Here is a 26394-nt window from a genome sequence, read left to right as displayed (position 1 = left end):
GGAGCAGTCAGCCTAGTTTTTTTGAAAAAAATGGAGGTAAGACTTGTGATTGAATTAAAATCAGATCAATTATATGTTCAGTTTCAAACACTTGGTGGCGCACTTTCTTCTATAAAGGACAAGGAAGGCGTAGAGTATTTGTGGCAGGGGGATCCAACTTATTGGAGTGGGCAAGCACCCGTATTATTCCCAATATGTGGTTCAGTAAGAAATGATACGGTCCTTTATGATAATGAAGATGGTAGTCAAAAAGAAGGAAAAATCCCTCGACATGGTCTAGTAAGAAAAAAAGAATTTACATTAGAAGAACAAACAGATAATTCTGTTACATTCGCTATTGAAGACGATGAAGAAATGTATGCAAATTACCCTTATCATTTTCGTTTAGAAATCACTTATACAGTGACTGGGAAAACCATACGTACTCAGTATAAAATCTATAATAAAGAATCAGAAAAGAGTATGCCATATTTTATCGGTGGGCATCCTGGTTTTAACTGTCCCTTACTAGATGACGAGGTATATGAAGATTACTATCTTGAATTTGAAAAGCCAGAAACATGTACAGTTCCAAAACCTTTCCCAGAAACAGGAATGTTGGATTTAAAAGATAGAAATTCTTGGTTAAATAATCAAAAAGAAATAGACTTGAATTATGACTTCTTTAGCTATGATGCTGTGACATTAGATGAGTTGGAATCTCGCACAGTAGCTTTGCGTTCACGAAAACATGATAAAGGTTTGAAACTAGATTTTAAAGAGTTTCCAAATTTAATCGTATGGTCAACTATTAATAAAGGGCCTTTTATTGCCTTGGAACCATGGTCAGGTTTGTCTACTTCAATAGAAGAAGGAGATAGACTAGAAGATAAGAAAGATGTTAAGATTATAAAACCTAGTGATTTTGATCAGGTTGGATTTGATATTGAGATTTTATAAAAAAATAAACAAAAACAAACATAAATTGTTGACTTTTCCAACTAATAGTAGTATATTATGTTTATAAAGAACAATTTGTGTTTATTTTAACAAGATTACTGTTCTAGCTTTTCTCTGAAGAAAGCTTATTAAGAAACGAATAAGATATTTGTTCTTAATTTAAATTATTGTCAACAAAACTACTAGTAACTATTTGAGAAAGGTCTCTTTTTGGCTAGGATCAAAAAGTTTTACTGGTCTATTATAAAAAGGAGTATACAATATGGCTATTGTTATTGGTGCAGATGCTGCAGGTTTAAGATTGAAAGAAGTTGTAAAAGACTTCTTGGAAAAAGAAAACTTCCACGTAGTGGATGTTACAGCAGAAGGTCAAGACTTTGTTGATGTAACTCTAGCAGTTGCGGAAGAAGTCAAGAAAGAAGAACAAAACCTTGGTATCGTCATTGATGCTTATGGTGCAGGTCCATTTATGGTTGCTACTAAAATCAAAGGAATGGTTGCTGCAGAAGTTTCTGATGAACGTTCAGCTTATATGACTCGCGGTCACAACAACTCACGTATGATTACGATGGGTGCTCAACTTGTTGGTGATGAATTGGCTAAAAATATTGCTAAAGGCTTTGTAAATGGTAAATACGACGGTGGTCGTCACCAAATCAGGGTCGACATGTTGAACAAAATGTGCTAATACTCTTCAAAAATCAAGATAATCTGTCGTCAGCTCACTTTAGCTAACCTCAGTTATGCTCGCAGCTCGCTTCCTAAGCTAATCTTGATTTTTCTTGAGTTAGGATAAATGATATTAGATTTATACAATTAATCGGAGGGAATAACTAATGAGAATTGCAATCGGATGTGACCACATCGTAACAAATGAAAAAATGGCTGTTTCAGAATTTTTGAAATCAAAAGGACATGAAGTTATCGACTTTGGTACTTATGACCACGCTCGTACCCACTATCCAATCTTTGGTAAAAAAGTTGGTGAAGCAGTAGTTAGTGGCCAAGCTGATCTTGGTGTGTGTATCTGTGGTACTGGTGTAGGTATTAATAATGCTGTTAACAAGGTTCCTGGTGTTCGTTCTGCTTTGGTTCGCGATATGACAACAGCTCTATATGCAAAAGAACAATTGAATGCCAACGTAATCGGATTTGGTGGTAAAATCACTGGTGAATTGCTCATGTGTGATATCATTGAAGCTTTCATCAACGCTGAATACAAACCATCAGAAGAAAACAAAAAATTGATCGCTAAAATCCAACACGTTGAAACTCATAACGATCATCAAACTGATGCCAACTTCTTTGTAGAGTTCCTTGAAAAATGGGATCGTGGTGAATACCACGACTAAGAGGTGACTTATGATTTTAACAGTCACAATGAACCCATCCATTGATATTTCCTATCCTTTGGATGAACTGAAAATTGACACTGTCAACCGTGTTGTAGATGTCACTAAAACGGCTGGTGGTAAAGGTCTTAACGTTACACGTGTCCTATCAGAATTCGGTGATTCAGTAGTGGCAACTGGGCTTGTCGGTGGTAAACTTGGTGATTTTTTAGTAGAAAATATTGATGATAAAGTAAGCAAACGTTTCTTCTCTATTCAAGGTGAAACCCGTAACTGTATCGCAATTCTACATGGAGAAAACCAAACAGAAATCCTAGAAAAAGGTCCTGAAGTTCAAGAAAAAGAAGGTCAGGATTTCTTAGCTCATTTCAAAGAACTTTTAGAGACTGTAGAGGTAGTGGCTATTTCAGGAAGTCTACCTGCAGGACTTCCAGTTGATTACTATGCTAGTTTAGTTGAACTTGCGAATCATGCTGGGAAACCTGTTGCATTGGACTGTTCAGGCGCTGCACTTCAGGCAGTTCTTGAGTCTCCACATAAACCAACAGTCATCAAACCAAATAATGAAGAATTATCTCAACTTTTAGGAAGAGAAATTTCTAAAGACTTGGATGAATTAAAAGAAGTCCTTCAAGAACCACTATTTGATGGAATCGAGTGGATTATCGTTTCCTTAGGTGCTAACGGAGCATTCGCTAAACACGGTAACACTTTCTACAAAGTAGATATTCCAAGAATTCAAGTAGTAAATCCAGTCGGTTCTGGTGATTCTACAGTGGCAGGTATTGCTTCAGGTCTTTTCCATAAAGAAACGGATCAAGAACTGTTGATCAAGGCAAATGTCCTTGGTATGCTTAATGCTCAAGAAAAAATGACCGGTCATGTCAATATGGCTAACTATCAAGGTCTATATGACCAATTAATTGTAAAAGAGGTATAAAATGGTTTTAACAGAAAATAAACGCGCTTGTATGCAAAAACTGTCTGATGAGAATGGTATCATCTCAGCTCTCGCCTTTGACCAACGTGGTGCTTTGAAACGCCTCATGGCTCAATACCAAACAGAAGAGCCAACAGTTGCTCAAATGGAAGAACTTAAAGTATTGGTGGCAGATGAATTGACTAAATATGCTTCATCTATGCTACTTGACCCTGAGTACGGACTTCCAGCTACAAAAGCTCTTGATCCAAATGCAGGTCTTCTCCTTGCTTATGAGAAAACAGGATACGATACAACAAGTACAAAACGCTTACCAGACTGCTTGGACGTTTGGTCTGCAAAACGTATCAAGGAACAAGGTGCAGATGCTGTTAAGTTCTTGCTTTACTATGACGTAGATAGCTCTGACGAACTCAACCAACAAAAACAAGCCTACATTGAACGTATTGGTTCTGAGTGTGTGGCTGAAGATATTCCATTCTTCCTTGAAATCTTGGCTTATGATGAAAAGATTGCGGACGCAGGTTCTGCCGAATACGCTAAAGTAAAACCACGCAAGGTAATCGGTGCTATGAAGGTCTTCTCAGACCCACGCTTTAACATTGATGTCTTGAAAGTGGAAGTTCCAGTTAACGTGAAATACGTTGAAGGATTTGGCGATGGCGAAATCGTTCATACACGTGAAGAAGCAGCAGCCTTCTTTAAAGCTCAAGACGAAGCTACTAACTTGCCATACATCTACTTGAGTGCAGGTGTATCAGCTAAACTCTTCCAAGAAACTCTTGTATTTGCCCACGAATCAGGTGCAAACTTCAATGGTGTTCTTTGTGGACGTGCAACATGGGCTGGATCAGTTGAAGCTTATATCAAAGACGGTGAAGCAGCTGCTCGCGAATGGCTTCGTACAACTGGTTTTGAGAACATCGATGAACTCAACAAAGTTCTTAAAACAACAGCAACTTCATGGACTGAACGTGTATAAACTCCCTATATCTGTCTTTTAAATCTACTAATTTTAAAAAAAGTTGGATGAAAAGGTTTACAAAAACAAAATCTTGTGATATACTAAAATCACAAGTTAATAAGAGTGAGTGTTACTAAGTAATATTAGGCATGATCACAGATGACTCAGAAATTTATTTTCAGGGTCATTTGTGGTCATTTTTTATGCTCTAGCTCTTAAATGAGAGAACAAGGAGGTCGACATGTATCGGATATTAAATCCAATGAATAACAATGTTTCTCTTGTGCGGAATAGCAAGGGAGAGGAGTTGATCGTAGTCGGTAAGGGTATTTCGTTTGGTAAGAAGAAGGGAGATTTGATTTCTGAGGATCAGGTTGAAAAAGTCTTTCGTATGAAGACTGAAGAATCTCGAGAAAATTTTATGACTTTACTCAAGGATGTTCCGTTAGACTTTATTACCGTTACTTATGAAATTATCGATAATCTTTCAAAAAAATACCAATATCCTATTCAAGAGTACCTCTATGTAACCTTGACAGACCATATCTATTGTTCTTATCAAGCGATTAGCCAAGGGCGTTATAAGGATAGTAATTTACCTGATATTTCAAAGGAGTATCCTATTGCTTTTCAAATAGCTCAAGAGTCTTTTGAAATCTATAATAGTAAACTATCTGGTAATCTACCAAAGGATGAAATAAAAAGAATAGCCTACCACTTTATTAATGCCGAGGGTGAGAATGAGGTTGAAGTTGCAGAAGCTATTGATAAGAGAAAGGAAATCATAAAGAAGGTTGAGAGTCTTCTCAGGAGCTATAACATTCAAAGAACCCAAGAAAATAATAATTTCTACGATCGTTTTATGATTCATCTAAATTATTTCTTGGATTACCTTGATCGTAGTCGCGATGATAATCAATCCTTGCTCGATATGGAAGAACATATAAAAAACACCTATCCAGAAGCATTCGAGATTGGTAGCAAAATTTATGAAGTCATTGCTCAGGAAACGGGTGTTGATCTTTATAAGAGTGAACGAGTTTACCTTGTTCTACATATTCAACGTTTATTGTCATAATATTACTAAAAATTATATAAGGAGAAATCTATCATGAATAGAGAAGAAGTAACATTGTTAGGTTTTGAGATTGTTGCCTATGCTGGCGATGCTCGTTCAAAACTATTGGAAGCCTTGAAGGCTGCTGAAGTTGGTGATTTTGCAAAAGCGGACGCTCTGGTAGAGGAAGCTGGTAGCTGTATTGCAGAGGCCCACCACGCGCAAACAAGTCTATTGACTAAGGAAGCTGCTGGTGAGGATTTAGCCTATAGCGTGACCATGATGCATGGCCAAGATCACCTGATGACAACAATCTTGCTAAAAGATTTGATGCATCATTTAATTGAACTTTATAAAAGAGGAGCTAAATAATGAATAAGTTAATTGCCTTTATCGAGAAAGGAAAACCTTTCTTTGAAAAACTATCTCGTAATATCTATCTTCGTGCTATTCGTGATGGATTTATCGCAGGAATGCCAGTCATTCTATTCTCAAGTATTTTTATCTTGATTGCCTTTGTGCCTAATTCATGGGGATTCCAGTGGTCAGATGATGTAGTGGCACTATTGATGAAACCTTATAGCTATTCAATGGGTATTCTCGCACTTTTGGTTGCTGGTACAACTGCTAAATCTTTAACAGACTCTGTTAACCGTAGCATGGAAAAAACTAACCAAATCAACTATATGTCAACTCTATTAGCTGCTATTGTTGGGTTATTGATGTTGGCAGCTGACCCAATTGAAGGGGGCTTTGCAACAGGTTTCCTCGGAACAAAAGGTTTACTTTCAGCTTTCCTAGCAGCCTTTGTAACTGTAGCTATTTATAAGGTTTGTGTGAAGAACAATGTTACTATTCGAATGCCTGACGAAGTTCCACCAAATATCTCACAGGTCTTTAAAGATGTTATTCCATTTACGCTTTCTGTCGTTTCCCTATACGGTCTTGACTTACTTGCTCGTCATTTTGTTGGTGCAAGCGTAGCAGAATCAATCGGTAAATTCTTTGCGCCTCTATTCTCAGCAGCAGACGGTTATGTTGGTATTACGATTATTTTCGGTGCCTTTGCATTCTTCTGGTTTATTGGTATTCACGGCCCATCTATCGTTGAGCCTGCGATTGCAGCGATTACTTATGCAAATGCCGAAGTCAACTTGAACCTTCTTCAACAAGGTATGCACGCTGATAAGATCCTTACATCTGGTACACAAATGTTTATCGTCACTATGGGTGGTACTGGTGCAACTCTTGTGGTTCCATTCATGTTTATGTGGTTGTGTAAATCGAAACGAAATCGTGCTATTGGACGCGCTTCAGTAGTTCCTACATTCTTTGGTGTAAACGAACCAATCTTGTTTGGTGCACCACTTGTTTTGAACCCAATCTTCTTTATCCCATTCATCTTTGCACCAATTGCAAACGTATGGATCTTTAAGTTCTTTATTGAAACACTTGGCATGAACTCATTTACTGCCAACCTTCCATGGACTACACCAGGACCTCTTGGTATTGTTCTTGGTACAAACTTCCAGTTCTTATCATTCGCTCTTGCAGCATTGTTAATTGTAGTAGATATTGCTATTTACTATCCATTCCTCAAGGTTTATGATGAACAAATTCTTGAAGAAGAACGTTCAGGTAAAGCTAATGATGAATTAAAAGAAAAAGTTGCAGCAAACTTTAACACTGCAAAAGCAGATGCCATTCTTGAAAAAGCTGGAGTAGAATCAGCAAAAAATACAATTACTGAAGAAACAAATGTCCTCGTTCTTTGTGCGGGTGGAGGAACAAGTGGTCTTCTTGCCAATGCTTTGAATAAAGCCGCAAAAGAGTATAAAGTTCCAGTTAAAGCTGCAGCAGGTGGCTATGGAGCCCACCGTGAAATGTTGCCAGAATTTGACCTCGTTATCTTGGCGCCTCAGGTTGCTTCCAACTTCGAAGATATGAAGGCTGAAACAGATAAACTAGGCATCAAATTGGCTAAGACTGAAGGAGCTCAATACATTAAGTTGACTCGTGATGGTAAAGGCGCTCTCGCATTCGTTCAAGCTCAATTCGATTAACGATAGGGACTGTGAAACAGTCTCCTATCGTAACGGAAATCGCTATGGCGATTTTCCTAATCGCCTTGTTAATTCGTCGGTAAAAATATATCGTTTTTACCTCCTCATGTCACAATTCGGTGGCTTGGAACAAGAAGTGAGATGGAGATGGATGGCTCACTAACTCCTCTCCACTCACTTTTCATTTTATACAATCAAGAAATAGGTGAAAAAATGACAAAAACACTTCCTAAAGATTTTATTTTTGGTGGGGCAACGGCCGCCTATCAAGCAGAAGGAGCTACCCATACTGACGGAAAAGGACCAGTTGCTTGGGACAAATACTTAGCAGACAACTATTGGTATACTGCTGAACCAGCAAGTGATTTCTACCATAAATATCCAGTAGACTTACAGTTGGCTGAAGAATATGGCGTAAACGGAATTCGTATTTCTATTGCTTGGTCACGTATTTTCCCAACTGGCTATGGTGAAGTAAATCCTAAAGGTGTCGAGTTTTATCATAATTTATTTGATGAATGCCACAAGCGCAATGTAGAACCTTTTGTAACCCTCCATCACTTTGATACACCAGAAGCTCTTCACTCAAATGGAGATTTCTTGAATCGTGAGAATATGGACCATTTCGTTGATTATGCAGCCTTCTGTTTTGAAGAATTCCCAGAAGTCAACTATTGGACAACCTTTAATGAAATTGGCCCAATCGGTGATGGTCAATACTTAGTAGGAAAATTCCCTCCTGGGATTCAGTATGACCTTGCCAAAGTTTTCCAATCACATCACAATATGATGGTTTCTCATGCGCGTGCTGTGAAATTATATAAAGACAAAGGGTATGAAGGTGAAATTGGAGTTGTGCACGCTCTTCCAACTAAGTATCCTTTGGATCCAGAAAATCCAGCAGACGTTCGGGCGGCTGAATTAGAAGATATCATCCATAACAAGTTTATTCTAGATGCAACCTACCTTGGACACTATTCCGATAAAACCATGGAAGGTGTAAACCACATTCTTTTAGTTAATGGTGGTGAGTTGGATCTTCGAGACGAAGATTTTGTGGCACTTGAAGCAGCTAAAGATTTGAACGACTTCCTTGGAATTAACTACTACATGAGTGATTGGATGGAAGCATTTGATGGTGAAACTGAAATCATCCACAACGGAAAAGGGGAAAAAGGAAGCTCTAAGTACCAAATTAAAGGTGTTGGTCGTCGTGTAGCTCCTGACTATGTACCTCGCACTGACTGGGACTGGATCATTTATCCTCAAGGGCTATATGATCAGATCATGCGTGTGAAGGCGGATTATCCAAACTACAAGAAGATCTACATCACTGAAAACGGACTTGGATACAAAGATGAATTTGTGGACAACACTGTTTACGATGATGGCCGTATCGATTATGTGAAACAACATTTGGAAGTATTGTCTGATGCGATTGCCGATGGTGCAAACGTAAAAGGATACTTCATTTGGTCACTCATGGACGTCTTCTCTTGGTCAAATGGTTACGAAAAACGTTATGGACTCTTTTATGTAGATTTCGAAACTCAAGAGCGTTATCCTAAAAAGTCAGCTCATTGGTACAAGAAATTAGCAGAAACAGGAGTTATTGAGTAAATGTAACGATAAAAAAGTCTCACCATTGGTGAGACTTTTTAAGGTGTCGACTTAATAATTTTTGTTTGTTTAGACAAAGTTTTTAGGGTTTCTTCGCTAAGTTTTGAATCTGAAATAATTGTATCAATATCAGCAATGTTATAGAAAGTATAAAAATCAAACTTATTAAATTTACTGTGGTCAGCAAGAAGAATCTTTTTATTAGCATTATTTAATGCTAGCTTTTGGACTTCGCCTTCATCTTCGCTAAAAGTAGCGATAGCATGATTTTTTATACCATTGCAACTAACAAAAGCTTTAGAGAATTGAAGACTTTCGATATCTTGGAGCGTTAAGGTTCCGACAAAGGCACCGGTGATTTCTCGATAATTTCCACCAATCAAAATTAAATCAGTCAGTTTTCGTTCATTCAAGATAATGAAAACAGGAAGGCTATTTGTTACTACACGAATATTATCTATCGGAAGTTCACGCGCAAAGAACTCAAGAGTAGTACCTGGACCGATAAAAATTGTTTCTCTTTCTTCAACTAAGTGACCGGCAAATCGAGCAATCTCTTGCTTTTCGGCGATTTGCAAGCCTTGTTTTTCGATATTAGAGCGCTCGTTTGCTAATAGAGAGCCTGAACGAAGCTTTTCAGCACCTCCGTGCACTCGAACAAGTAAATCCTTGTCAGCTAGCTCTTGTAGATAACGCCGAGCTGTCATATCCGAGATATCTAAACGACTCATAATTTCTTTGACAGTGATTGTTCCTTTGGTATTGACAATATCTAAAATCAAATCAAGTTTTTCTTGTTTTAGCATTGAATCACCCCCTATATCTAATATCATTTTATCATATTTTAAACATATCAGCAACTTAAAGAAAACAAAAATAAACAAAAATAAAAGAACATCTAAGTTTAAAACAAACACAGATGTTCTTTTCTAATTTCAAATTAATCTAACCCGTAGTTATAGTCATCGTCCTGCATAGCTTCAACTTCACCAAGTAGATATCCATTACCAACTTGAGAAAAGAAGTCGTGGTTAGATGTACCGGTTGAAATCCCGTTCATAACGATAGGGTTGACATCGTCAGCTGAATCAGGGAAGAGTGGATCTTGTCCCAAGTTCATGAGGGCTTTGTTGGCGTTGTAACGTAGGAATGTTTTCACTTCTTCAGTCCATCCAACACCATCATAAAGGCTTTCGGTATAACCTTCTTCATTTTCATAAAGTGTGTAGAGAAGGTCGTACATCCAATCTTTTAATTTTTCTTGCTCTTCTTCAGGTAATTCATTGAAACCAAGTTGGAATTTATACCCGATATAAGTACCGTGAACTGACTCATCACGAATGATGAGTTTGATGATTTCAGCAACGTTAGCCAACTTGTTATTTCCTAGATAGTAGAGTGGAGTGAAGAAACCAGAGTAGAAGAGGAAGGTTTCAAGAAATACACTAGCCACTTTCTTTTCAAGTGGTGTTCCGTTAAGGTAAATATCATTGATGATTTGTGCTTTTTTCTGAAGATATGGGTTTGTATTAGTCCATTCAAAGATTTCTTCAATCTCAGTCTTGGTATTCAAGGTTGAGAAAATAGAAGAATAAGATTTAGCATGGACAGATTCCATAAATTGGATGTTGTTAAATACAGCTTCCTCATGTGGTGTACGGATATCTGCACGTAGTGCTTGAACCCCAGTTTCAGACTGCATTGTATCCAAAAGTGTCAAACCACCAAAGACTTTTCCTACTAAATCTTTTTCCTTGTTTGATAATTTTCTCCAGTCATCAAGGTCATTTGACAAGGGAATACGTGTATCGAGCCAAAATTGCTCAGTCAACTTTTCCCAAGTTGATTTGTCAATGACATCCTCGATGGCATTCCAGTTAATGGCTTTGTAGTAAGTTTCCATTACAAATCTCTTTCTTTTTGATTTTAATAAATAAAATAAGGATGAATAGTGTATCACTCTATGATTGGACTACCGCACAAAAAGTCGGAATACCGACTTTTTGTTACTGCCTAATCTTAGTATAGAGGTTATCAGTTAGTCCTTAAATCACACAGCTTTCACATTGGTTAGCACCAACTTCACCGCCGTCATCTGTATAGGTACGGACGTAGTAGATAGACTTGATACCCTTGTTGAAGGCATAGTTACGGAGGATAGACAAGTCACGTGTCGTTTGTTTGTTTTCTTTCTTCCATTCGTAAAGACCTGTTGGGATATCACTACGCATGAAGAGAGTCAGTGAGAGACCTTGGTCTACGTGCTCAGTAGCAGCAGCATAAACATCAATGACCTTACGCATATCCATGTCGTAAGCAGAAGTGTAGTAAGGAATGGTTTCTGTTGACAATCCTGCAGCAGGATAGTAGATCTTACCAATTTTCTTCTCTTGACGTTCTTCAATACGTTGAGTGATTGGGTGGATAGAAGCAGATACGTCATTGATGTAACTGATAGAACCATTTGGAGCGACAGCTAAACGGTTTTGGTGATAAAGACCATCTGCTTTAACTTTATCGCGAAGTTCAGCCCAGTCAGCAGCACTTGGGATAAAGATACCTTCGAAGAGTTCTTTAACACGGTCTGATTTTGGAACAAATTCGCCTGTCACATACTTGTCGAAGTAGCTTCCGTTAGCATAGTCTGATTTTTCAAAGTTGTGGAAGGTGATACCACGTTCACGCGCGATGTTGTTTGATTCAACGAGAGTCCAATAGTTCATGAGCATAAAGTAAATGCTGGTGAACTCAATAGACTCAGGAGATCCATATTCGATCAATTGTTGGGCAAGATAGCTGTGAAGACCCATAGCTCCAAGTCCGAATGTGTGCGCTTGGCTGTTTCCGTGGTCGATAGTAGGAACAGCGACGATATGAGAACTATCAGTAACGAAGGTCAATGCACGTACCATAGCTCGGATTGAGCGACCAAAGTCAGGTGAAGTCATCATATTGACCACGTTGGTTGAACCAAGGTTACATGAAACGTCGGTCCCCATTTTAATGAATTCTTGAGCATCGTTGATCAAGCTAGGCTCTTGCACTTGAAGAATCTCTGAACACAAGTTACTCATGATGATCTTTCCATCAACAGGATTTGCACGGTTAGCCGTATCGATGTTGACTACATAAGGGTAACCAGATTCTTGTTGCAATTTAGAAATTTCAGTTTCCAAATCACGAGCTTTGATTTTTGTCTTACGGATGTTTGGATTTGCAACCAATTCATCGTATTTTTCAGTGATATCAATATAGTTGAAAGGTACGCCATATTCTTTTTCAACAGAATAAGGACTGAAGAGATACATTTCCTCATTCTTACGTGCTAATTCGTAGAATTTATCTGGTACCACAACACCAAGTGAAAGAGTCTTGACACGAACTTTTTCATCAGCATTTTCTTTCTTAGTAGAAAGGAAAGCAATAATGTCTGGGTGGAAGACGTTAAGGTAAACAACCCCAGCCCCTTGACGTTGACCTAGTTGGTTAGAGTAAGAGAAGCTATCTTCGAAAAGCTTCATAACTGGTACGACACCAGAAGCAGCCCCTTCATACCCTTTGATAGGTGCTCCAGCTTCACGAAGGTTGCTGAGGGAAATTCCGACACCACCACCGATACGTGAAAGTTGAAGAGCTGAGTTGATAGAACGTCCAATAGAGTTCATATCATCTGTTACCTGAATCAAGAAACAGGATACCAATTCACCACGACGTGCACGGCCTGCATTCAAGAAAGAAGGTGTAGCTGGCTGGTAACGCTGGTGGATGATTTCATTGGCAATATCAATTGCGATAGCTTCGTCACCATCAGCAAAGTAAAGAGCGTTAAAGAAGACACGGTCTTCCATGCTCTCAAGATAGTACTCTCCGTCATTAGTTTTCAAGGCATATTGATTGTAAAACTTGTATGCTGCCATGAAAGACTTGAATTGGAAGTTTTGATCCTTAATAAATTGGTAAAGCTCTTCTAAGAATTCTGGACGATATTTCTTGATAAAGGCTGTTTCGATATAGTCTTGTTTAATAAGGTAATCGATTTTATCAGTGATAGAATCAAAAACCATAGAATTTGGCACAACATTTTCTTTAAAGAAAGCATCCAGAGCTTCTTTATCTTTGTGGAGCATGATTTGTCCGTTAACAGGACGGTTAATTTCATTATTTAGACGGAAGTATGTTACATCCTCAAGTTGTTTTAATCCCATAAAATTCCCTTTATTTCATTACAAAAGAAAGGCTTCTAAGATTTACATAGAAGCTTTTAATCCTGATACTTAAGCAAGTTTTTTAAGTTTTGCTGGTTGGAAACCAGAGAAAACTTCAGTTGGTGTTTGAATGATAGGAGCAGCGCTAAAGCCAAGCTCTTTAACTTGTTCAATAAATTCAGGTTGTTCGTCAAGATTGATTTCGCGATAAGCGATATTGTTACTATCTAAGAAACGTTTGGTCATTTTACATTGAACACAATTATTTTTAGAATAAACGGTTACCATTCTGTAACTCCTCTTTCAAAAATTTAATTACTTCTTAAGTATATCAGAAAAAAAATCTTTGTCAACGAAGAAAAACTAAATATTGTAGAATTTTTTTCGATGATAGATGTCAAAACACAATATGTAGTGATTACAAAAAAATAAAACCCATAAATAACAGCGTTTTCTAAATGTTAAAACTATAAAAAACTACATGATGTATTTTGATACATAAAATAGAAGATTTTCAGCAAGTTATCTGAAAGGAAAAAGAAGAAATCCCATAAAATACTTGAAAAAAATCCTAGAAGGTGATATAATACCAAATTGTAAGGGTTATCAGATATAACTCAAAAAGAAAACATTTAAAGGAGAGTCAAATTATGGCTTCTAAAGATTTCCACGTAGTGGCAGAAACAGGTATTCACGCACGTCCAGCAACATTGTTGGTACAAACTGCTAGCAAATTTGCTTCAGATATTACTCTTGAGTACAAAGGTAAATCAGTTAACCTTAAATCTATCATGGGTGTTATGAGCCTTGGTGTTGGTCAAGGTGCTGACGTTACAATCACTGCTGAAGGTGCAGACGCTGATGACGCTATCGCTGCTATCTCAGAAACAATGGAAAAAGAAGGATTGGCATAAGAAATGACAGAAATGCTTAAAGGAATTGCAGCATCTGATGGTGTTGCTGTTGCAAAAGCATATCTACTCGTTCAACCGGATTTATCTTTCGAAACTATTACTGTCGAAGATACAAATGCAGAAGAGGCTCGTTTGGATGTTGCTCTTGAAGCTTCTCAAAACGAGCTTTCTCTTATCCGTGAGAAAGCTGTAGGTACGCTTGGTGAAGAAGCAGCGCAAGTATTTGACGCTCACTTGATGGTTCTTGCTGACCCTGAATTGATCGGTCAGATTAAAGAAACGATTCGCGCTAAGAAAGTAAATGCAGAAGCAGGTCTGAAAGAAGTTACAGACATGTTTATCACTATCTTCGAAGGAATGGAAGACAACCCATACATGCAAGAACGTGCAGCGGATATCCGCGACGTTACAAAACGTGTTTTGGCAAATCTTCTTGGTAAGAAGTTACCAAACCCAGCTTCTATTAATGAAGAAGTAATCGTGATTGCACATGACTTGACTCCATCTGATACTGCTCAATTGGACAAAAACTTTGTAAAAGCTTTTGTAACAAACATTGGTGGACGTACAAGCCACTCAGCTATTATGGCTCGTACACTTGAAATTGCTGCTGTTTTGGGTACAAACAACATCACTGAACTTGTAAAAGACGGCGACGTTTTGGCAGTTTCAGGTATTACTGGTGAAGTTGTAATTAACCCAAGTGAAGAACAAATTGCAGAATTCAAAGCAGCTGGTGAAGCTTACGCTAAACAAAAAGCTGAATGGGCTCTTTTGAAAGATGCTAAAACAGTTACTGCTGATGGAAAACACTTTGAGTTGGCTGCAAACATTGGAACACCTAAAGACGTTGAAGGTGTGAATGATAATGGTGCAGAAGCTGTCGGTCTTTACCGTACAGAATTCTTGTACATGGATTCACAAGACTTCCCAACAGAAGACGATCAATACGAAGCCTACAAAGCAGTTCTTGAAGGTATGAACGGTAAACCTGTTGTCGTTCGTACAATGGATATCGGTGGGGATAAAGAACTTCCTTATTTCGATCTTCCTAAAGAAATGAACCCATTCTTGGGTTACCGTGCTTTGCGTATCTCTATTTCTGAAACTGGTAACCAAATGTTCCGTACACAATTGCGTGCCTTGCTTCGTGCATCTGTTCACGGTAAATTGCGTATCATGTTCCCAATGGTTGCTTTGTTGAAAGAGTTCCGTACTGCAAAAGCTATTCTTGAAGAAGAAAAAGCAAAATTGGTTGCTGAAGGCGTTGCTGTTGCAGATGATATCCAAGTTGGTATCATGATTGAAATACCAGCTGCAGCGATGCTTGCGGATCAATTTGCTAAAGAAGTTGATTTCTTCTCAATTGGTACAAACGACCTTATCCAATACACAATGGCTGCTGACCGTATGAACGAACAAGTTTCATACCTTTACCAACCATATAACCCATCAATTCTTCGTTTGATCAATAACGTGATCAAAGCAGCTCACGCTGAAGGTAAATGGGCTGGTATGTGTGGTGAGATGGCTGGTGACCAAACAGCTGTTCCACTTCTTGTTGGAATGGGCTTGGATGAGTTCTCTATGTCAGCTACTTCAGTACTTCGTACACGTAGCTTGATGAAGAAACTTGACACAGCTAAGATGCAAGAATACGCTAACCGTGCTCTTACTGAATGTTCAACAATGGAAGAAGTTCTTGAACTTTCTAAAGAATACGTTAACTTTGATTAAAAACATTAAAACCTTGTAGAACTAAACTACAAGGTTTTTTGTACTCTAATTTGAAAAGTCATCCTGTAAAATTTTCTAAAAATATGGTAAAATAGACAAAGGAAAAATACGGAGGCAACTATGCAAAACAGACCAATCATTATCGGAGTAACAGGGGGATCTGGTGGAGGAAAAACCAGTGTTTCGAAGGCTATCTTGTCACATTTTCCAAATGAGAAAATCTCTATGATTGAGCATGATTCCTACTATAAAGATCAATCACATTTAACCTTTGAAGAACGAATCAAAACTAATTATGACCATCCTTTTGCTTTTGATACTGACTTGATGATTGAGCAAATTAAGGAATTGTTGGCGGGGCGTCCTGTTGATATTCCTACCTATGATTATGCTGCCCATACAAGAAGCTCGAAAACCTATCGTCAAGAACCTCAAGACGTCTTTATTGTAGAAGGAATCTTAGTTCTAGAAGACAAACGCCTTCGTGATTTGATGGATATTAAGATTTTTGTAGATACTGATGATGATGTCCGTATCATTCGTCGTATTAAACGCGATATGGAAGAACGTGGTCGTAGTTTAGACAGCGTCATTGATCAATACCTTGGAGTCGTAAAACCTATGTATCATCAGTTTATCGAGCCTACTAAACGCTATGCTGATATTGTGATACCTGAAGGTGTAACCAATACAGTAGCAATTGATTTACTGACAACAAAGATTGAAAAGATTTTAGAAGAAGCTCGTTTAGCCCAGTAATAGAAATAAAAAAACTGTATCTCTTGATACAGTTTTTATTGTTTAATTTTTTCAAGTCTTGGAACAATGACGAGAGTTAAGATGGCTGAGATAATTAATTCTGCGATTGAATTTGTTGAGATAACAGTCGCTAATAGTTTTTGAATATTTCCATCAAAAACATTACCAAAGAGAAAGAAGATACCGCCTAAGACAAAAACTGTATTCGTGAGTGAACCAAGTGCACCTGCAAAGATGAGTCCAGCTCTTCCCTTTAGTAGTTTATAGACGAAATAAGGGGTCAAACCGATTAAGACACGAGGAACAATTGCAATCACAACTGAATAAAAGTTACCATTTGGTACAAATGGTGAGAAGAGATAGCTTGTTGGCAGGATTGTGAGAGTATTAACTGTTAAGCTAAGCATTCCCATTAGAAAACCTAAGGTTGCACCGATTCTTGGTCCGTAGATAATACTTGCAATAATTACTGGAATGTGAACGATGGTTGGTTTGATTGGAAAGGGAAGTACATTAAATAAAATCGAGCTTAGTAAATGAATAACAATCATAATAGCAAAAAAGATAGCGATTGGAGCAATATTAGAGCGTTTGTTCATGAATTTTATCCTTTATTTCTTGTAAAATAGTTTCGAGATCAGCGAGAGCACCACGACCTGTATCCCTACAGGCCAGTAGAGAATCTTTGGGAGAAATAATTGTATAACCATAATCTTCTAAAGTTTTAAGATTAGCTTGGGTCGCAGGGTGGTCATACATCTTTGTGTTCATAGCTGGAGCCAATAGTTTGGGTACAAAGTGTGGCAAAGCAAGAGCAGTAGCAGTCACCATATTGTCAGCAAAACCGTGAGCTAATTTAGCGATTGTATTGGCTGTCGCAGGAACTACGATAAATAAATCTGTTTCTTTTCCTATTTGAATGTGATTCACTTGATCTGGAAAAGGTTCGTGCATGACATCGAGATGTACAGTATTTTGTGATAGTACTTGTAAAGTTAATGGCTGAATGAATTCTGTTGCTGACTGAGTCATAAGAACAGTAACAGAATGCCCTTGTTTTTTTAAAGAACTAACTAGGTCAACTGTCTTGTATGCAGCAATAGATCCTGTAATAGCGAGTGTAATACGGGCCATAAAATTCCTTTCTTTTAGTCATAACTTTTGATTTTCTCGAGGAGTAAATCGGTAATTTCATGTTTACTCATAGCAGTTTGGAAAGAATTTTTTTCAACTAAGTAAGCCTTATGTTGCTCGTTACTAATCTGAGTAAGGTCGTTTGCGACAATTAAATCAGCTTGGTTCTTTTCAAGACTTTCCCGAGCAATTTGAATCAGATGTTCCTGGCTGACATCAACCAGTAATTTAAATCCAATCAGGTGAATCTTAGGATTCCATTCTTTAACAAGAGATATGATTTTTGGATTCTTCTTGAGAAATAGAACCTGGACGTCTTCCTTAGATGAGATTTTGGTTTCCTGATTTTTCTTATCTAAAAACTCTGTTAAATCTTGACTAGCTTTAACCTCACCAAATCCAGTCATATAGACAGGAGTGTAATCTGATACAGCCATAGAATGGATTAATACCTGGTAATCCATTACCTTATCTTTCATGACTTGTAGCAAATCAACTGTATTTTTAATTTCGATGATGGTTAAGTTTGGATGACTAACTGGCTTAACTGCCTGAAGAGTGGTAATCAAACAAACTTCATAACCAGCCTCTAGAAGAGTTTCGGTGATAATCTTACCTAGTCTACCAGAAGAGTGGTTGGTTATTGAACGAACACTATCAATTGCTTCGCTAGTACCACCAGAAGTAACTAAAATTTTCATAGAACTATTGTACAAAAAAATGATCAATAAGTAAAATGAAAGTGATATAACAAGGGTCGGAAATAGGATGTTAATCCATAGTTAAAATCTATAAAGGCATATAAAAATTTAGATAGAGATAAAGAAAGTCTGTTATTTAGCGATATTCACGAACGTTACTAATCATAATGACTGTTAAAAATCTTGTTTTATGATATAATGAATTAACACATTAGAGGCTATAGGAGTTTTTTATGAAAACAGATATTGAAATTGCACAGAGTATTGAGTTAAAACCGATTGTTGATGTCGTTGAGAAACTTGGTATTTCATACGATGATTTGGAGTTGTATGGAAAGTACAAGGCTAAACTAAGCTTTGATAAGATTCGTGAAGTTGAAACCAATCCAGTCGGTAAATTGATCCTGGTAACAGCCATCAACCCAACTCCAGCAGGTGAAGGGAAATCAACCATTACCATCGGTCTTGCTGATGCTTTGAACAAGCTTGGTAAGAAAACTATGATTGCCATCCGCGAACCTTCTCTTGGTCCTGTCATGGGGATTAAAGGTGGTGCAGCTGGTGGTGGTTATGCCCAAGTGTTACCAATGGAAGACATCAACCTTCACTTTACTGGAGATATGCATGCTATTACAACAGCAAACAATGCTCTCTCTGCCTTGATTGACAATCACTTACATCAAGGAAATGAGCTAGGAATCGATCAACGTCGTATTCTGTGGAAACGCGTTGTTGACTTGAACGACCGTGCTCTTCGTCACGTAACTGTTGGTCTCGGTGGTCCTCTTAATGGTATTCCACGTGAAGACGGATTTGATATCACAGTTGCTTCAGAAATCATGGCTATTCTTTGCTTGGCAACTGATATTGAAGATTTAAAACGTCGTTTGGCCAATATTGTTATCGGTTACCGTTATGACCGCACACCAGTTTCAGTTGGTGATTTACAGGTTGAGGGTGCCTTGGCATTGATTTTGAAAGATGCTATTAAGCCAAACTTGGTTCAGACGATCTATGGTACACCTGCCTTTGTACATGGTGGTCCATTTGCCAATATTGCCCATGGTTGTAACTCTGTATTGGCAACGAAAACAGCTCTTCGTTTAGCTGATTACACAGTAACCGAAGCAGGCTTTGGTGCAGACCTTGGTGCTGAAAAGTTCCTGGATATCAAGACACCAAACTTGCCAACAGCTCCAAGTGCAGTAGTCATTGTAGCGACTCTTCGTGCCCTTAAAATGAATGGTGGAGTTGCTAAGGATGCATTGACAGAAGAGAATGTAGAAGCAGTTCGTGCAGGATTTGCAAACTTGAAACGTCACGTTGAAAATATCCGTAAGTTTGGTATTCCAGCAGTTGTTGCTATTAACGAATTTGTATCTGATACAGAAGCAGAAATCGCAGCTTTAAAAGAACTTTGTGCTTCCATTGATGTTCCGGTTGAGTTAGCTAGCGTATGGGCTGATGGAGCAGAAGGTGGAGTGGCTCTAGCTGAAACTCTTGTCAAGACAATTGACGAACACCCAGCTAACTATAAACGTTTGTATGATAATGACCTTTCAGTTCAAGAAAAGATTGAAAAGATTGTTACTGAAATCTATCGTGGTAGCAAAGTAAACTTCGAGAAGAAAGCTCAAACTCAAATCGCACAAATCGTACAAAACGGTTGGGACAAATTGCCAATCTGTATGGCGAAAACTCAATACAGTTTCTCAGACAATCCAAATGCGCTTGGTGCACCTGAAAACTTTGAAATTACTATTCGTGAATTGGTACCGAAACTTGGCGCAGGCTTTATCGTTGCTCTTACTGGTGACGTTATGACTATGCCTGGTCTTCCAAAACGACCAGCTGCTCTCAATATGGATGTTGAAAGCGATGGAACAGTTCTCGGTTTATTCTAAGTAAACAAAAAAGACAACCTTCAAATGTAAGGTTGTCTTTCTAGTTATTTAAAACTCCTAGAAATTTTCTAGGAGTTTTATTGTTATTTCATAGTTGGGAAGAGCAATACATCACGGATAGTAGTAGTATCTGTGAGGAGCATGCAGAGACGGTCGATACCGATTCCCAAACCACCTGTTGGTGGCATACCGTATTCAAGGGCTTCGATGTAATCGTAGTCAATGCCTGTTGCTTCATCATCACCAAGTTCTTTGGCTTTAGCTTGAGCTTCGAAACGGCTGAGCTGGTCGATTGGGTCATTCAACTCAGTAAAGGCATTACCGTATTCTTTAGTCATGATGAAGAGTTCGAAACGATCAGTAAAGCGCTCATCTTCAGGATTTTTCTTAGCAAGTGGTGATACAGCTACTGGGTGTCCGTATACAAATGTTGGTTGAATCAATGTTTCTTCAACAAATTCTTCAAAGAAGGCATTGATGATATGACCAACTTCTGTGTAGTGTTTTTCAACTGGAACTTTCTTTTCAGCTGCGATAGCTTTAGCTTCTTCAAAAGTCATATCTTTCCAGAAATCAACACCTGTAATTTCCTTGATTGCATCAACCATGTGTACACGTTTAAATGGTTCGTTGATCTTGATTTCAGTTCCTTGATAGATAACTGGACCATCACCTTTAACAGCTTTAGCTACGTGTTGGATAATTCCTTCAGTCAAGTCCATGATATCGTGGAAGTCTGCATAAGCTTGGTAAACCTCGATAGAAGTAAACTCAGGGTTATGTGTAGCATCCATTCCTTCGTTACGGAAGATACGACCAATTTCATACACACGTTCCATACCACCAACGATAAGGCGTTTCAAGTGAAGCTCAGTCGCGATACGAAGTACCATGTCGATGTTCTGTGCATTGTGGTGTGTGATGAATGGGCGAGCAGCAGCACCACCAGCTTCGTTGTGAAGAACAGGTGTTTCTACTTCAAGGAATCCTTTTTGGTCTAGGTAACGACGGATTTCAGAGATGATTTTTGAACGAGTGACAAAACGCTCAAAGCTTTCGCGATTAGAAATCAAATCAAGGTAACGTTTACGGTAGATTGTTTCAACGTCAGTTAGTCCATGGAATTTCTCTGGAAGGGGACGAAGTGCTTTAGACAAGTGTGTGATGTGAGTAGCTTTGATAGAGAGCTCTCCCATATCTGTACGCATCACTTCACCTTCAACACCAAGGAAGTCACCAAGGTCAGCTTTCTTAAAGATTTCGTAGTTTTCTTCACCGACAGCATCTTTACGAACGTAGATTTGAATTTGGCCTTCGCGGTCTTGAAGGTGAGCAAAACCGACTTTACCTTTCCCACGTTTTGTGACTAAACGTCCAGCAATAGTAGCAGTCTCGTTTAATTCGTGTAGTTGTTCTTTATCAAGGTCAGCAAATTTATCTTTTAGTTCTTGAGAGTTAGCAGTACGTTCAAAACGTTTACCGAAAGGATCAATTCCTTGTTCACGGAGCGCAGCCATTTTTTCACGGCGAACGATCTGCTGATCATTCAATTCTTCCATATGTTCTGTTGACATGGGGTCCTCCTAATTTTTAATCAAATTTTGAAATATTAAATCAATTTTTCACGATACTCCCATTTTATCATAAATAGTCAAGAAATTCACGGATATTCTATAAAAACTAAAAAGAACTTGACGCAGTAAATCAAGTTCAATTAATTTTTCTGATAGGAAGTATCATTCCAAGTCTTAAGATTAAATTTTTCGAAGTCGTCAGTCTCTATAATTGTTAGACTTGCATTGGCCAAACCACCATTTTTTCGAAGATGCGCTTCATTAAATCCTAAAAGTGTTCGAAGACTTGCAGTGAGATTTGCTCCGTGGCCTACCAGTAAGAGTTGTTCTACCTTAGTGTTTTTCAAAGATTTAATAAATTGAATGGTGCGCTGAGTTGTGCTGTAGAGTGATTCAGCTTCAAACATACTCGTATCAAACTTAGCTAAGTTCGTTTTAAAGGCTTGAATTTGCTGCGGATAGATTGCATTTAAAGTAGCAATTTTTAACCCTTCTAGTTTTCCAAGGTGCCATTCTCTTAGTTCAGGTACACTTTCTAGCGGGCACGGGTTTGTTAGCTGACTTTGGATAATCTCAGCAGATTTTACAGCCCTTGGTAAATCACTTGAATAAATTTTATCGAATGAAACATCTTTAAGATATTGACCGAGTTCCTTTAAGGTCTCAATGGACTCAGGAAGAAGTGGAGAATCTCCACCTGCACCTTGAAAGCGACCTTCTAGATTCCAGACTGTTCGACCGTGACGGACAAAGTAAAGTTTCATGATTTGCTTTCCTCCAAAATATCTACAAAGTTCGCTTTAACAAAGGATGCTAGATCTTGAGGATTGATAATGATACTGTGACCAACTTCCCCCGAGGAAACAATCATTTCATTCAGTTGAAGAGCAGTTTGGTCGATAAAGATAGGGTAGTTGTGTTTTTGACGGATACCGACAGGGTTATTTGCACCATGAATATATCCAGTTGTTTTTTCTAAATCCTTTTGCGGAATCATACTCACTTTTTTGTTACCGGAAATCTTTGCTAATTTCTTTTCAGAAAGATGTTCAGTAATAGGAATAATCCCAATAACTGGACCAGTCTTGTCCCCTAAAAGAGCTAGTGTTTTAAAAATGTGATTTCTCTCATACTCAGAAGGAAGCTCTCCCTCTAAAGCATTGATTTGAATCCCTTGGTGTTCAACACCTGCCTTAGCTAATATTTGCTCGACTAAGGTCTTCTTTACTTTAGTTTTTTTTGCCATTATTTGTACTTATCCTCCAATTGACTCATCCAGATCCCTAACCAAATGCCAAGGGCGAAGAAGAAGGCGATGATGACATAGGAAACAAGAGATAAGCCGCTATAGCTGATGCTCTCAGCATTACCAGCGTTTGGAATCAAAATCAGGAGAGTGCTTGAAAGGACGATCCCAATGATAAAGTGATAGACACGAGAGTGGTAGACACGAAGAGCATAATCCATTAATTTTGAGAAAATAATCAGAGTTGCTCCAGCTCCAATTGCAATTGGAAGAAAAGTTCCGATTAAATCAAAAGTCTTGAAACCAGTCAACATTGGACTATATAGTCCTAAAATTAAGAGAAGGTTTGAAGGACTTAATCCTGGAACTAAAACTCCTAAAGCAAGAAGGGCACCAGCTAAGATAAAGCTTGTAAAACTTGCATTTAGTGAACCTACTACAAAGTTTAAAGCATAAAGTCCAATCCCTGAAATGATGAAGGTTGCCCAAAACCAAATCATATCTATCTTATCTCTTTCGGAGTCCTTAGTAGCTTCCCTTACAAGGCTTGGAACCGTTCCAATAATGGCACCCGCAAAGCTCCATAATACATAAACCTGATAGTGTTCAAGGAGATATTCAATAGGATATGAAAATAGTCCAATACCTAGTAACATACCAATTGCAACTGGTAAAAAATAAAGAACATCTTCTTTAAAATTTTTAAATGGGTGAGCTAAGAATCGAATCATTCTCTCGTAAATACCCAAGATTGCTGCTAGAACACCACCAGAAATTCCTGGTAAAATAAAGCCTAACGCAATAACAATTCCTTTAATAATTTTTGAAATCCAAGATAACATAAACTCTCTCCGTATTTTTTCTCTAAAATTCTCTTCTTGTATTATATCACAAAGTAAGAGAAATAAAAAAGCAAGCAGAAGTAATATCTGACTTGCTAAATAAATTTAAGGTTTTAAGAATAATTTTCTAAACGTCTCTTCCTTATCTTTTGATAAAGAAATAAGATTTAGGTCTAGATGGTGTTCAAACCCTACTATTTTTCCTTTTGAGGTATATTGGTGAAGGTCAAAGTCAAGTTCTGTATTTGGTGAACTTTCAAAGTAGCCTGAATCAAGTCCGTAGGATGGAATCCAAATAGCAGAGAACTTATCTGTACTGATGCTATGTTCTTGCATGAAGTAAACACCAATATAGATACCGATGTTTTTAGCACCAAGTGATTCTAGTTTAGCACGGAAAGCTTCAACCCCTTTGTTCATATCAGACATGGTTTTTTCTTCGACATCTAACCAATAGTAACTTGGGTTGTACGGCGAAGCTGAATTATAAAATGATTCAGCCGCTTTTTCCATATCCTCTACACTTTTACCAGATATATAGGCATAGACAGCAACTGGAACATTTCTCTTTTGAAACTCAGCGATATGACTTTTATAAGCTTTATCAATACCGTTTGTATAAGATGCATCGTTCTCAGTGGTGATCTGATTTCCTCCGTGGACTCGAACAATGACACCAGATATATTTTGAGATAAAATATCATAATTAATTTCTGATGGTCTCTGCCAACCAGAGATATCGATGATAGGCTTATCCAAGTTATGTAGAGCTTGTGTTTCTATTTGTACTGGATTTTGTTTAGTTTTTACAGGGTGTTCTTCAAACCGAGGCCGGTTGAGAAATAAGAGTCCTATAAAAACAGCAAATATAGTAACTATAAAAGCTGGATGAATTTTTTTTCTCATACCTCTATAGTTTATCGTAAATAATGAAAAAAATCAAAATATTTACTCAAAATTGAGTAATGACAGTCTTTTGAGTGGTATTGAGTTCATCAAATTTGTGTACCATGAACTAAAATGTGGTATAATAATAAAGAATTTCTATAGAAAAGAGAAAAATATGGCAAATTATGCAATTATTTTAGCAGCGGGTAAGGGTACCCGTATGAAATCAGATTTACCGAAGGTTATGCACAAGGTTGCGGGAATTTCAATGCTTGAGCATGTTTTTCGTAGTGTAGGTGCAATTAACCCTGAAAAAACTGTTACAGTTGTTGGGCATAAGGCAGAGCTAGTTGAACAAGTTTTAGCCGGACAAACTGATTTTGTGAGACAGTCTGAGCAATTGGGAACTGGTCATGCAGTAATGATGGCTGAGCCAATTCTTGAAGGTCTTTCTGGACAAACATTGGTTATCGCTGGAGATACACCTTTAATCACTGGTGAAAGTCTAAAGAACTTGATTGATTTCCATGTAAACCACAAGAATGTAGCAACAATCTTAACTGCAGAAGCTGACGACCCATTTGGTTATGGACGTATTGTTCGTAATGACAACGCTGAAGTGCTCCGTATTGTTGAACAAAAAGACGCGACTGACTTTGAGAAACAAATCAAAGAAATCAATACAGGAACTTATGTTTTTGATAATGCTCGTCTTTTTGAGACACTTAAGAATATCAATACTAACAATGCTCAAGGTGAATATTATATCACAGATGTGATTGGTATTTTCCGTGAAGCTGGTGAGAAGGTGGGAGCTTATACTCTGAAAGACTTTGATGAAAGTCTCGGTGTAAATGACCGTGTCGCACTTGCTACAGCAGAAGCTGTAATGCGTCGTCGTATTAACCAAGCACACATGGTCAATGGGGTAAGTTTTGTAAATCCAGATGCGACTTATATTGATGTGGATGTTGAGATTGCTCCAGATGTTCAAATTGAAGCGAATGTAACCCTCAAAGGTTCTAGTAAGATTGGTTCAGAGACTGTTTTGACAAAAGGAACATATATTGTTGATAGTACTATTGGATCAGGTGCAGTAATTACCAACTCTATGATTGAGGAAAGCACAGTTGCTGATGGAGTTACAGTCGGCCCTTACGCTCATATACGTCCTGGATCTAGCTTAGCTAAGGATGTTCATATCGGAAACTTTGTTGAGGTGAAAGGTTCTTCTATTGGCGAAAATACTAAAGCAGGCCATTTAACATACATTGGAAACTGTGAAGTTGGAAGCGATGTTAACTTTGGTGCTGGAACCATCACTGTGAACTACGATGGTCAACACAAGTTTAAAACTGTCATCGGTAACAATGTCTTTGTCGGATCAAATTCAACGATTATCGCTCCGGTAGAACTAGGGGATAACTCTCTTGTTGGTGCAGGTTCAACAATTACTAAAGATGTGCCTGCTGACGCTATTGCCATAGGACGAGGTCGTCAAGTTAATAAGGACGAATATGCAACTCGTCTCCCTCACCATCCTAAAAACAAATAG

At 38.0% G+C, this 26394-nt stretch carries 26 protein-coding genes; 14 read left to right on the top strand and 12 right to left on the bottom strand.

Annotation, left to right across the window (positions count from 1 at the left end; genetic code table 11):
- The first annotated feature begins 30 nt into the window (after positions 1-30).
- From ACWPVF_RS05065 to lacG, 9 genes are all read left to right on the top strand, one after another.
- Positions 31-939 (top strand): aldose 1-epimerase family protein, encoded by a 909-nt coding sequence (locus ACWPVF_RS05065; RefSeq protein ID WP_454385799.1) that lies wholly within the window; start codon positions 31-33, stop codon positions 937-939.
- A gap of 262 nt (positions 940-1201) precedes the next feature.
- Entirely contained in the window at positions 1202-1627 is a 426-nt protein-coding gene (lacA, locus tag ACWPVF_RS05060) for a galactose-6-phosphate isomerase subunit LacA (protein WP_006148584.1), read from the top strand.
- A 148-nt stretch (positions 1628-1775) separates the two neighbouring features.
- Positions 1776-2291: a galactose-6-phosphate isomerase subunit LacB gene (lacB, locus tag ACWPVF_RS05055; RefSeq protein WP_454385057.1), complete on the top strand. Its 516-nt coding sequence runs from the start codon at positions 1776-1778 to the stop codon at positions 2289-2291.
- Between the two features lie 10 nt (positions 2292-2301).
- Complete coding sequence (locus tag ACWPVF_RS05050; protein WP_454385055.1) at positions 2302-3231, top strand: tagatose-6-phosphate kinase; 930 nt, start codon at positions 2302-2304, stop codon at positions 3229-3231.
- A gap of 1 nt (position 3232) precedes the next feature.
- The gene (lacD, locus tag ACWPVF_RS05045) at positions 3233-4213 is read left to right on the top strand and encodes a tagatose-bisphosphate aldolase (RefSeq protein WP_006152000.1); all 981 of its coding nucleotides are present in this window, start codon (positions 3233-3235) and stop codon (positions 4211-4213) included.
- A gap of 223 nt (positions 4214-4436) precedes the next feature.
- Positions 4437-5273 carry a PRD domain-containing protein gene (locus ACWPVF_RS05040; RefSeq protein ID WP_223332993.1) on the top strand — a complete coding sequence of 279 codons (837 nt, stop codon included), beginning with the start codon at positions 4437-4439 and terminating at the stop codon, positions 5271-5273.
- A gap of 33 nt (positions 5274-5306) precedes the next feature.
- A complete protein-coding gene (locus tag ACWPVF_RS05035) occupies positions 5307-5624 on the top strand; it encodes a PTS lactose/cellobiose transporter subunit IIA (protein ID WP_454385052.1) in 318 nt (105 codons plus the stop codon).
- Complete coding sequence (locus ACWPVF_RS05030) at positions 5624-7315, top strand: lactose-specific PTS transporter subunit EIIC (RefSeq protein WP_414290732.1); 1692 nt, start codon at positions 5624-5626, stop codon at positions 7313-7315. Before ACWPVF_RS05035 ends, ACWPVF_RS05030 begins: the two co-directional genes overlap by 1 nt.
- 213 nt (positions 7316-7528) lie before the next feature.
- Positions 7529-8935 carry a 6-phospho-beta-galactosidase gene (gene lacG / locus ACWPVF_RS05025; RefSeq protein WP_454385050.1) on the top strand — a complete coding sequence of 469 codons (1407 nt, stop codon included), beginning with the start codon at positions 7529-7531 and terminating at the stop codon, positions 8933-8935.
- Between the two features lie 38 nt (positions 8936-8973).
- On the opposite strand, the gene ACWPVF_RS05020 is transcribed toward lacG, so the two are convergent.
- The 4 genes from ACWPVF_RS05020 to nrdH all read right to left on the bottom strand — a co-directional run bounded on the left by ACWPVF_RS05020 (position 8974) and on the right by nrdH (position 13428).
- Positions 8974-9741 carry a DeoR/GlpR family DNA-binding transcription regulator gene (locus ACWPVF_RS05020; protein WP_454385048.1) on the bottom strand — a complete coding sequence of 256 codons (768 nt, stop codon included), beginning with the start codon at positions 9739-9741 and terminating at the stop codon, positions 8974-8976.
- 134 nt (positions 9742-9875) lie between these two features.
- Positions 9876-10838 carry a class 1b ribonucleoside-diphosphate reductase subunit beta gene (nrdF, locus tag ACWPVF_RS05015; RefSeq protein ID WP_454385046.1) on the bottom strand — a complete coding sequence of 321 codons (963 nt, stop codon included), beginning with the start codon at positions 10836-10838 and terminating at the stop codon, positions 9876-9878.
- 142 nt (positions 10839-10980) lie between these two features.
- Positions 10981-13140, bottom strand: a complete 2160-nt coding sequence (gene nrdE, locus ACWPVF_RS05010) for a class 1b ribonucleoside-diphosphate reductase subunit alpha (protein ID WP_454385044.1) — start codon at positions 13138-13140, stop codon at positions 10981-10983.
- Positions 13141-13209: 69 nt separating this feature from the next.
- Complete coding sequence (gene nrdH / locus ACWPVF_RS05005; RefSeq protein WP_006145603.1) at positions 13210-13428, bottom strand: glutaredoxin-like protein NrdH; 219 nt, start codon at positions 13426-13428, stop codon at positions 13210-13212.
- A gap of 362 nt (positions 13429-13790) precedes the next feature.
- Here nrdH and ACWPVF_RS05000 point away from each other — a divergent pair, with 362 nt between their 5' ends.
- From ACWPVF_RS05000 to udk, 3 genes are all read left to right on the top strand, one after another.
- Positions 13791-14054, top strand: coding sequence for a phosphocarrier protein HPr (locus ACWPVF_RS05000; RefSeq protein ID WP_000146952.1), 264 nt, complete (start codon positions 13791-13793; stop codon positions 14052-14054).
- A 3-nt stretch (positions 14055-14057) separates the two neighbouring features.
- Positions 14058-15791: a phosphoenolpyruvate--protein phosphotransferase gene (gene ptsP, locus ACWPVF_RS04995; RefSeq protein ID WP_454385042.1), complete on the top strand. Its 1734-nt coding sequence runs from the start codon at positions 14058-14060 to the stop codon at positions 15789-15791.
- A gap of 120 nt (positions 15792-15911) precedes the next feature.
- Positions 15912-16550 carry a uridine kinase gene (gene udk / locus ACWPVF_RS04990; protein ID WP_007555045.1) on the top strand — a complete coding sequence of 213 codons (639 nt, stop codon included), beginning with the start codon at positions 15912-15914 and terminating at the stop codon, positions 16548-16550.
- A gap of 35 nt (positions 16551-16585) precedes the next feature.
- Here the strand turns inward: udk and ACWPVF_RS04985 are convergent, their stop codons facing one another.
- Genes ACWPVF_RS04985 through coaB form a run of 3 tightly spaced genes read right to left on the bottom strand, consistent with a single transcriptional unit; the run spans position 16586 to position 18385 of the window.
- Entirely contained in the window at positions 16586-17149 is a 564-nt protein-coding gene (locus ACWPVF_RS04985) for an ECF transporter S component (protein WP_454385040.1), read from the bottom strand.
- A complete protein-coding gene (coaC, locus tag ACWPVF_RS04980; protein WP_454385038.1) occupies positions 17133-17684 on the bottom strand; it encodes a phosphopantothenoylcysteine decarboxylase in 552 nt (183 codons plus the stop codon). The genes ACWPVF_RS04985 and coaC overlap by 17 nt, the downstream gene beginning before the upstream one ends.
- 14 nt (positions 17685-17698) lie before the next feature.
- Positions 17699-18385 (bottom strand): phosphopantothenate--cysteine ligase, encoded by a 687-nt coding sequence (gene coaB / locus ACWPVF_RS04975; protein WP_454385036.1) that lies wholly within the window; start codon positions 18383-18385, stop codon positions 17699-17701.
- 233 nt (positions 18386-18618) lie between these two features.
- Here coaB and ACWPVF_RS04970 point away from each other — a divergent pair, with 233 nt between their 5' ends.
- Positions 18619-20289 carry a formate--tetrahydrofolate ligase gene (locus ACWPVF_RS04970; protein WP_454385034.1) on the top strand — a complete coding sequence of 557 codons (1671 nt, stop codon included), beginning with the start codon at positions 18619-18621 and terminating at the stop codon, positions 20287-20289.
- An 83-nt stretch (positions 20290-20372) separates the two neighbouring features.
- Here the strand turns inward: ACWPVF_RS04970 and lysS are convergent, their stop codons facing one another.
- From lysS to ACWPVF_RS04945, 5 genes are all read right to left on the bottom strand, one after another.
- Positions 20373-21863: a lysine--tRNA ligase gene (gene lysS / locus ACWPVF_RS04965; RefSeq protein WP_045614909.1), complete on the bottom strand. Its 1491-nt coding sequence runs from the start codon at positions 21861-21863 to the stop codon at positions 20373-20375.
- Positions 21864-22003: 140 nt separating this feature from the next.
- Positions 22004-22627: a histidine phosphatase family protein gene (locus ACWPVF_RS04960; RefSeq protein ID WP_045614907.1), complete on the bottom strand. Its 624-nt coding sequence runs from the start codon at positions 22625-22627 to the stop codon at positions 22004-22006.
- A complete protein-coding gene (locus ACWPVF_RS04955; protein ID WP_045614904.1) occupies positions 22624-23109 on the bottom strand; it encodes an aminoacyl-tRNA deacylase in 486 nt (161 codons plus the stop codon). Before ACWPVF_RS04955 ends, ACWPVF_RS04960 begins: the two co-directional genes overlap by 4 nt.
- A complete protein-coding gene (locus tag ACWPVF_RS04950) occupies positions 23109-23951 on the bottom strand; it encodes a DUF368 domain-containing protein (protein WP_414264021.1) in 843 nt (280 codons plus the stop codon). Before ACWPVF_RS04950 ends, ACWPVF_RS04955 begins: the two co-directional genes overlap by 1 nt.
- Positions 23952-24056: 105 nt before the next feature.
- Positions 24057-24857 carry a glycoside hydrolase family 25 protein gene (locus tag ACWPVF_RS04945; RefSeq protein WP_045614900.1) on the bottom strand — a complete coding sequence of 267 codons (801 nt, stop codon included), beginning with the start codon at positions 24855-24857 and terminating at the stop codon, positions 24057-24059.
- A 157-nt stretch (positions 24858-25014) separates the two neighbouring features.
- Between ACWPVF_RS04945 and glmU the strand changes: the two genes are divergently transcribed.
- Positions 25015-26394, top strand: a complete 1380-nt coding sequence (glmU, locus tag ACWPVF_RS04940) for a bifunctional UDP-N-acetylglucosamine diphosphorylase/glucosamine-1-phosphate N-acetyltransferase GlmU (RefSeq protein ID WP_454385030.1) — start codon at positions 25015-25017, stop codon at positions 26392-26394.

It is taken from the genome of Streptococcus sp. Marseille-Q7087 (assembly GCF_965111935.1).
Note: the sequence above shows the minus strand (reverse complement) of the source record. Positions and strands in the feature narration are given on the sequence as shown.

What these genes read in the sequence shown, in the direction of transcription:
- ACWPVF_RS05065 (WP_454385799.1), top strand. Translation starts at nt 31, where the DNA reads ATGGAGGTAAGACTTGTGATTGAATTAAAATCAGATCAATTATATGTT.
- lacA (WP_006148584.1), top strand. Translation starts at nt 1,202, where the DNA reads ATGGCTATTGTTATTGGTGCAGATGCTGCAGGTTTAAGATTGAAAGAA.
- lacB (WP_454385057.1), top strand. Translation starts at nt 1,776, where the DNA reads ATGAGAATTGCAATCGGATGTGACCACATCGTAACAAATGAAAAAATG.
- ACWPVF_RS05050 (WP_454385055.1), top strand. Translation starts at nt 2,302, where the DNA reads ATGATTTTAACAGTCACAATGAACCCATCCATTGATATTTCCTATCCT.
- lacD (WP_006152000.1), top strand. Translation starts at nt 3,233, where the DNA reads ATGGTTTTAACAGAAAATAAACGCGCTTGTATGCAAAAACTGTCTGAT.
- ACWPVF_RS05040 (WP_223332993.1), top strand. Translation starts at nt 4,437, where the DNA reads ATGTATCGGATATTAAATCCAATGAATAACAATGTTTCTCTTGTGCGG.
- ACWPVF_RS05035 (WP_454385052.1), top strand. Translation starts at nt 5,307, where the DNA reads ATGAATAGAGAAGAAGTAACATTGTTAGGTTTTGAGATTGTTGCCTAT.
- ACWPVF_RS05030 (WP_414290732.1), top strand. Translation starts at nt 5,624, where the DNA reads ATGAATAAGTTAATTGCCTTTATCGAGAAAGGAAAACCTTTCTTTGAA.
- lacG (WP_454385050.1), top strand. Translation starts at nt 7,529, where the DNA reads ATGACAAAAACACTTCCTAAAGATTTTATTTTTGGTGGGGCAACGGCC.
- ACWPVF_RS05020 (WP_454385048.1), bottom strand. Translation starts at nt 9,741, where the DNA reads ATGCTAAAACAAGAAAAACTTGATTTGATTTTAGATATTGTCAATACC.
- nrdF (WP_454385046.1), bottom strand. Translation starts at nt 10,838, where the DNA reads ATGGAAACTTACTACAAAGCCATTAACTGGAATGCCATCGAGGATGTC.
- nrdE (WP_454385044.1), bottom strand. Translation starts at nt 13,140, where the DNA reads ATGGGATTAAAACAACTTGAGGATGTAACATACTTCCGTCTAAATAAT.
- nrdH (WP_006145603.1), bottom strand. Translation starts at nt 13,428, where the DNA reads ATGGTAACCGTTTATTCTAAAAATAATTGTGTTCAATGTAAAATGACC.
- ACWPVF_RS05000 (WP_000146952.1), top strand. Translation starts at nt 13,791, where the DNA reads ATGGCTTCTAAAGATTTCCACGTAGTGGCAGAAACAGGTATTCACGCA.
- ptsP (WP_454385042.1), top strand. Translation starts at nt 14,058, where the DNA reads ATGACAGAAATGCTTAAAGGAATTGCAGCATCTGATGGTGTTGCTGTT.
- udk (WP_007555045.1), top strand. Translation starts at nt 15,912, where the DNA reads ATGCAAAACAGACCAATCATTATCGGAGTAACAGGGGGATCTGGTGGA.
- ACWPVF_RS04985 (WP_454385040.1), bottom strand. Translation starts at nt 17,149, where the DNA reads ATGAACAAACGCTCTAATATTGCTCCAATCGCTATCTTTTTTGCTATT.
- coaC (WP_454385038.1), bottom strand. Translation starts at nt 17,684, where the DNA reads ATGGCCCGTATTACACTCGCTATTACAGGATCTATTGCTGCATACAAG.
- coaB (WP_454385036.1), bottom strand. Translation starts at nt 18,385, where the DNA reads ATGAAAATTTTAGTTACTTCTGGTGGTACTAGCGAAGCAATTGATAGT.
- ACWPVF_RS04970 (WP_454385034.1), top strand. Translation starts at nt 18,619, where the DNA reads ATGAAAACAGATATTGAAATTGCACAGAGTATTGAGTTAAAACCGATT.
- lysS (WP_045614909.1), bottom strand. Translation starts at nt 21,863, where the DNA reads ATGTCAACAGAACATATGGAAGAATTGAATGATCAGCAGATCGTTCGC.
- ACWPVF_RS04960 (WP_045614907.1), bottom strand. Translation starts at nt 22,627, where the DNA reads ATGAAACTTTACTTTGTCCGTCACGGTCGAACAGTCTGGAATCTAGAA.
- ACWPVF_RS04955 (WP_045614904.1), bottom strand. Translation starts at nt 23,109, where the DNA reads ATGGCAAAAAAAACTAAAGTAAAGAAGACCTTAGTCGAGCAAATATTA.
- ACWPVF_RS04950 (WP_414264021.1), bottom strand. Translation starts at nt 23,951, where the DNA reads ATGTTATCTTGGATTTCAAAAATTATTAAAGGAATTGTTATTGCGTTA.
- ACWPVF_RS04945 (WP_045614900.1), bottom strand. Translation starts at nt 24,857, where the DNA reads ATGAGAAAAAAAATTCATCCAGCTTTTATAGTTACTATATTTGCTGTT.
- glmU (WP_454385030.1), top strand. Translation starts at nt 25,015, where the DNA reads ATGGCAAATTATGCAATTATTTTAGCAGCGGGTAAGGGTACCCGTATG.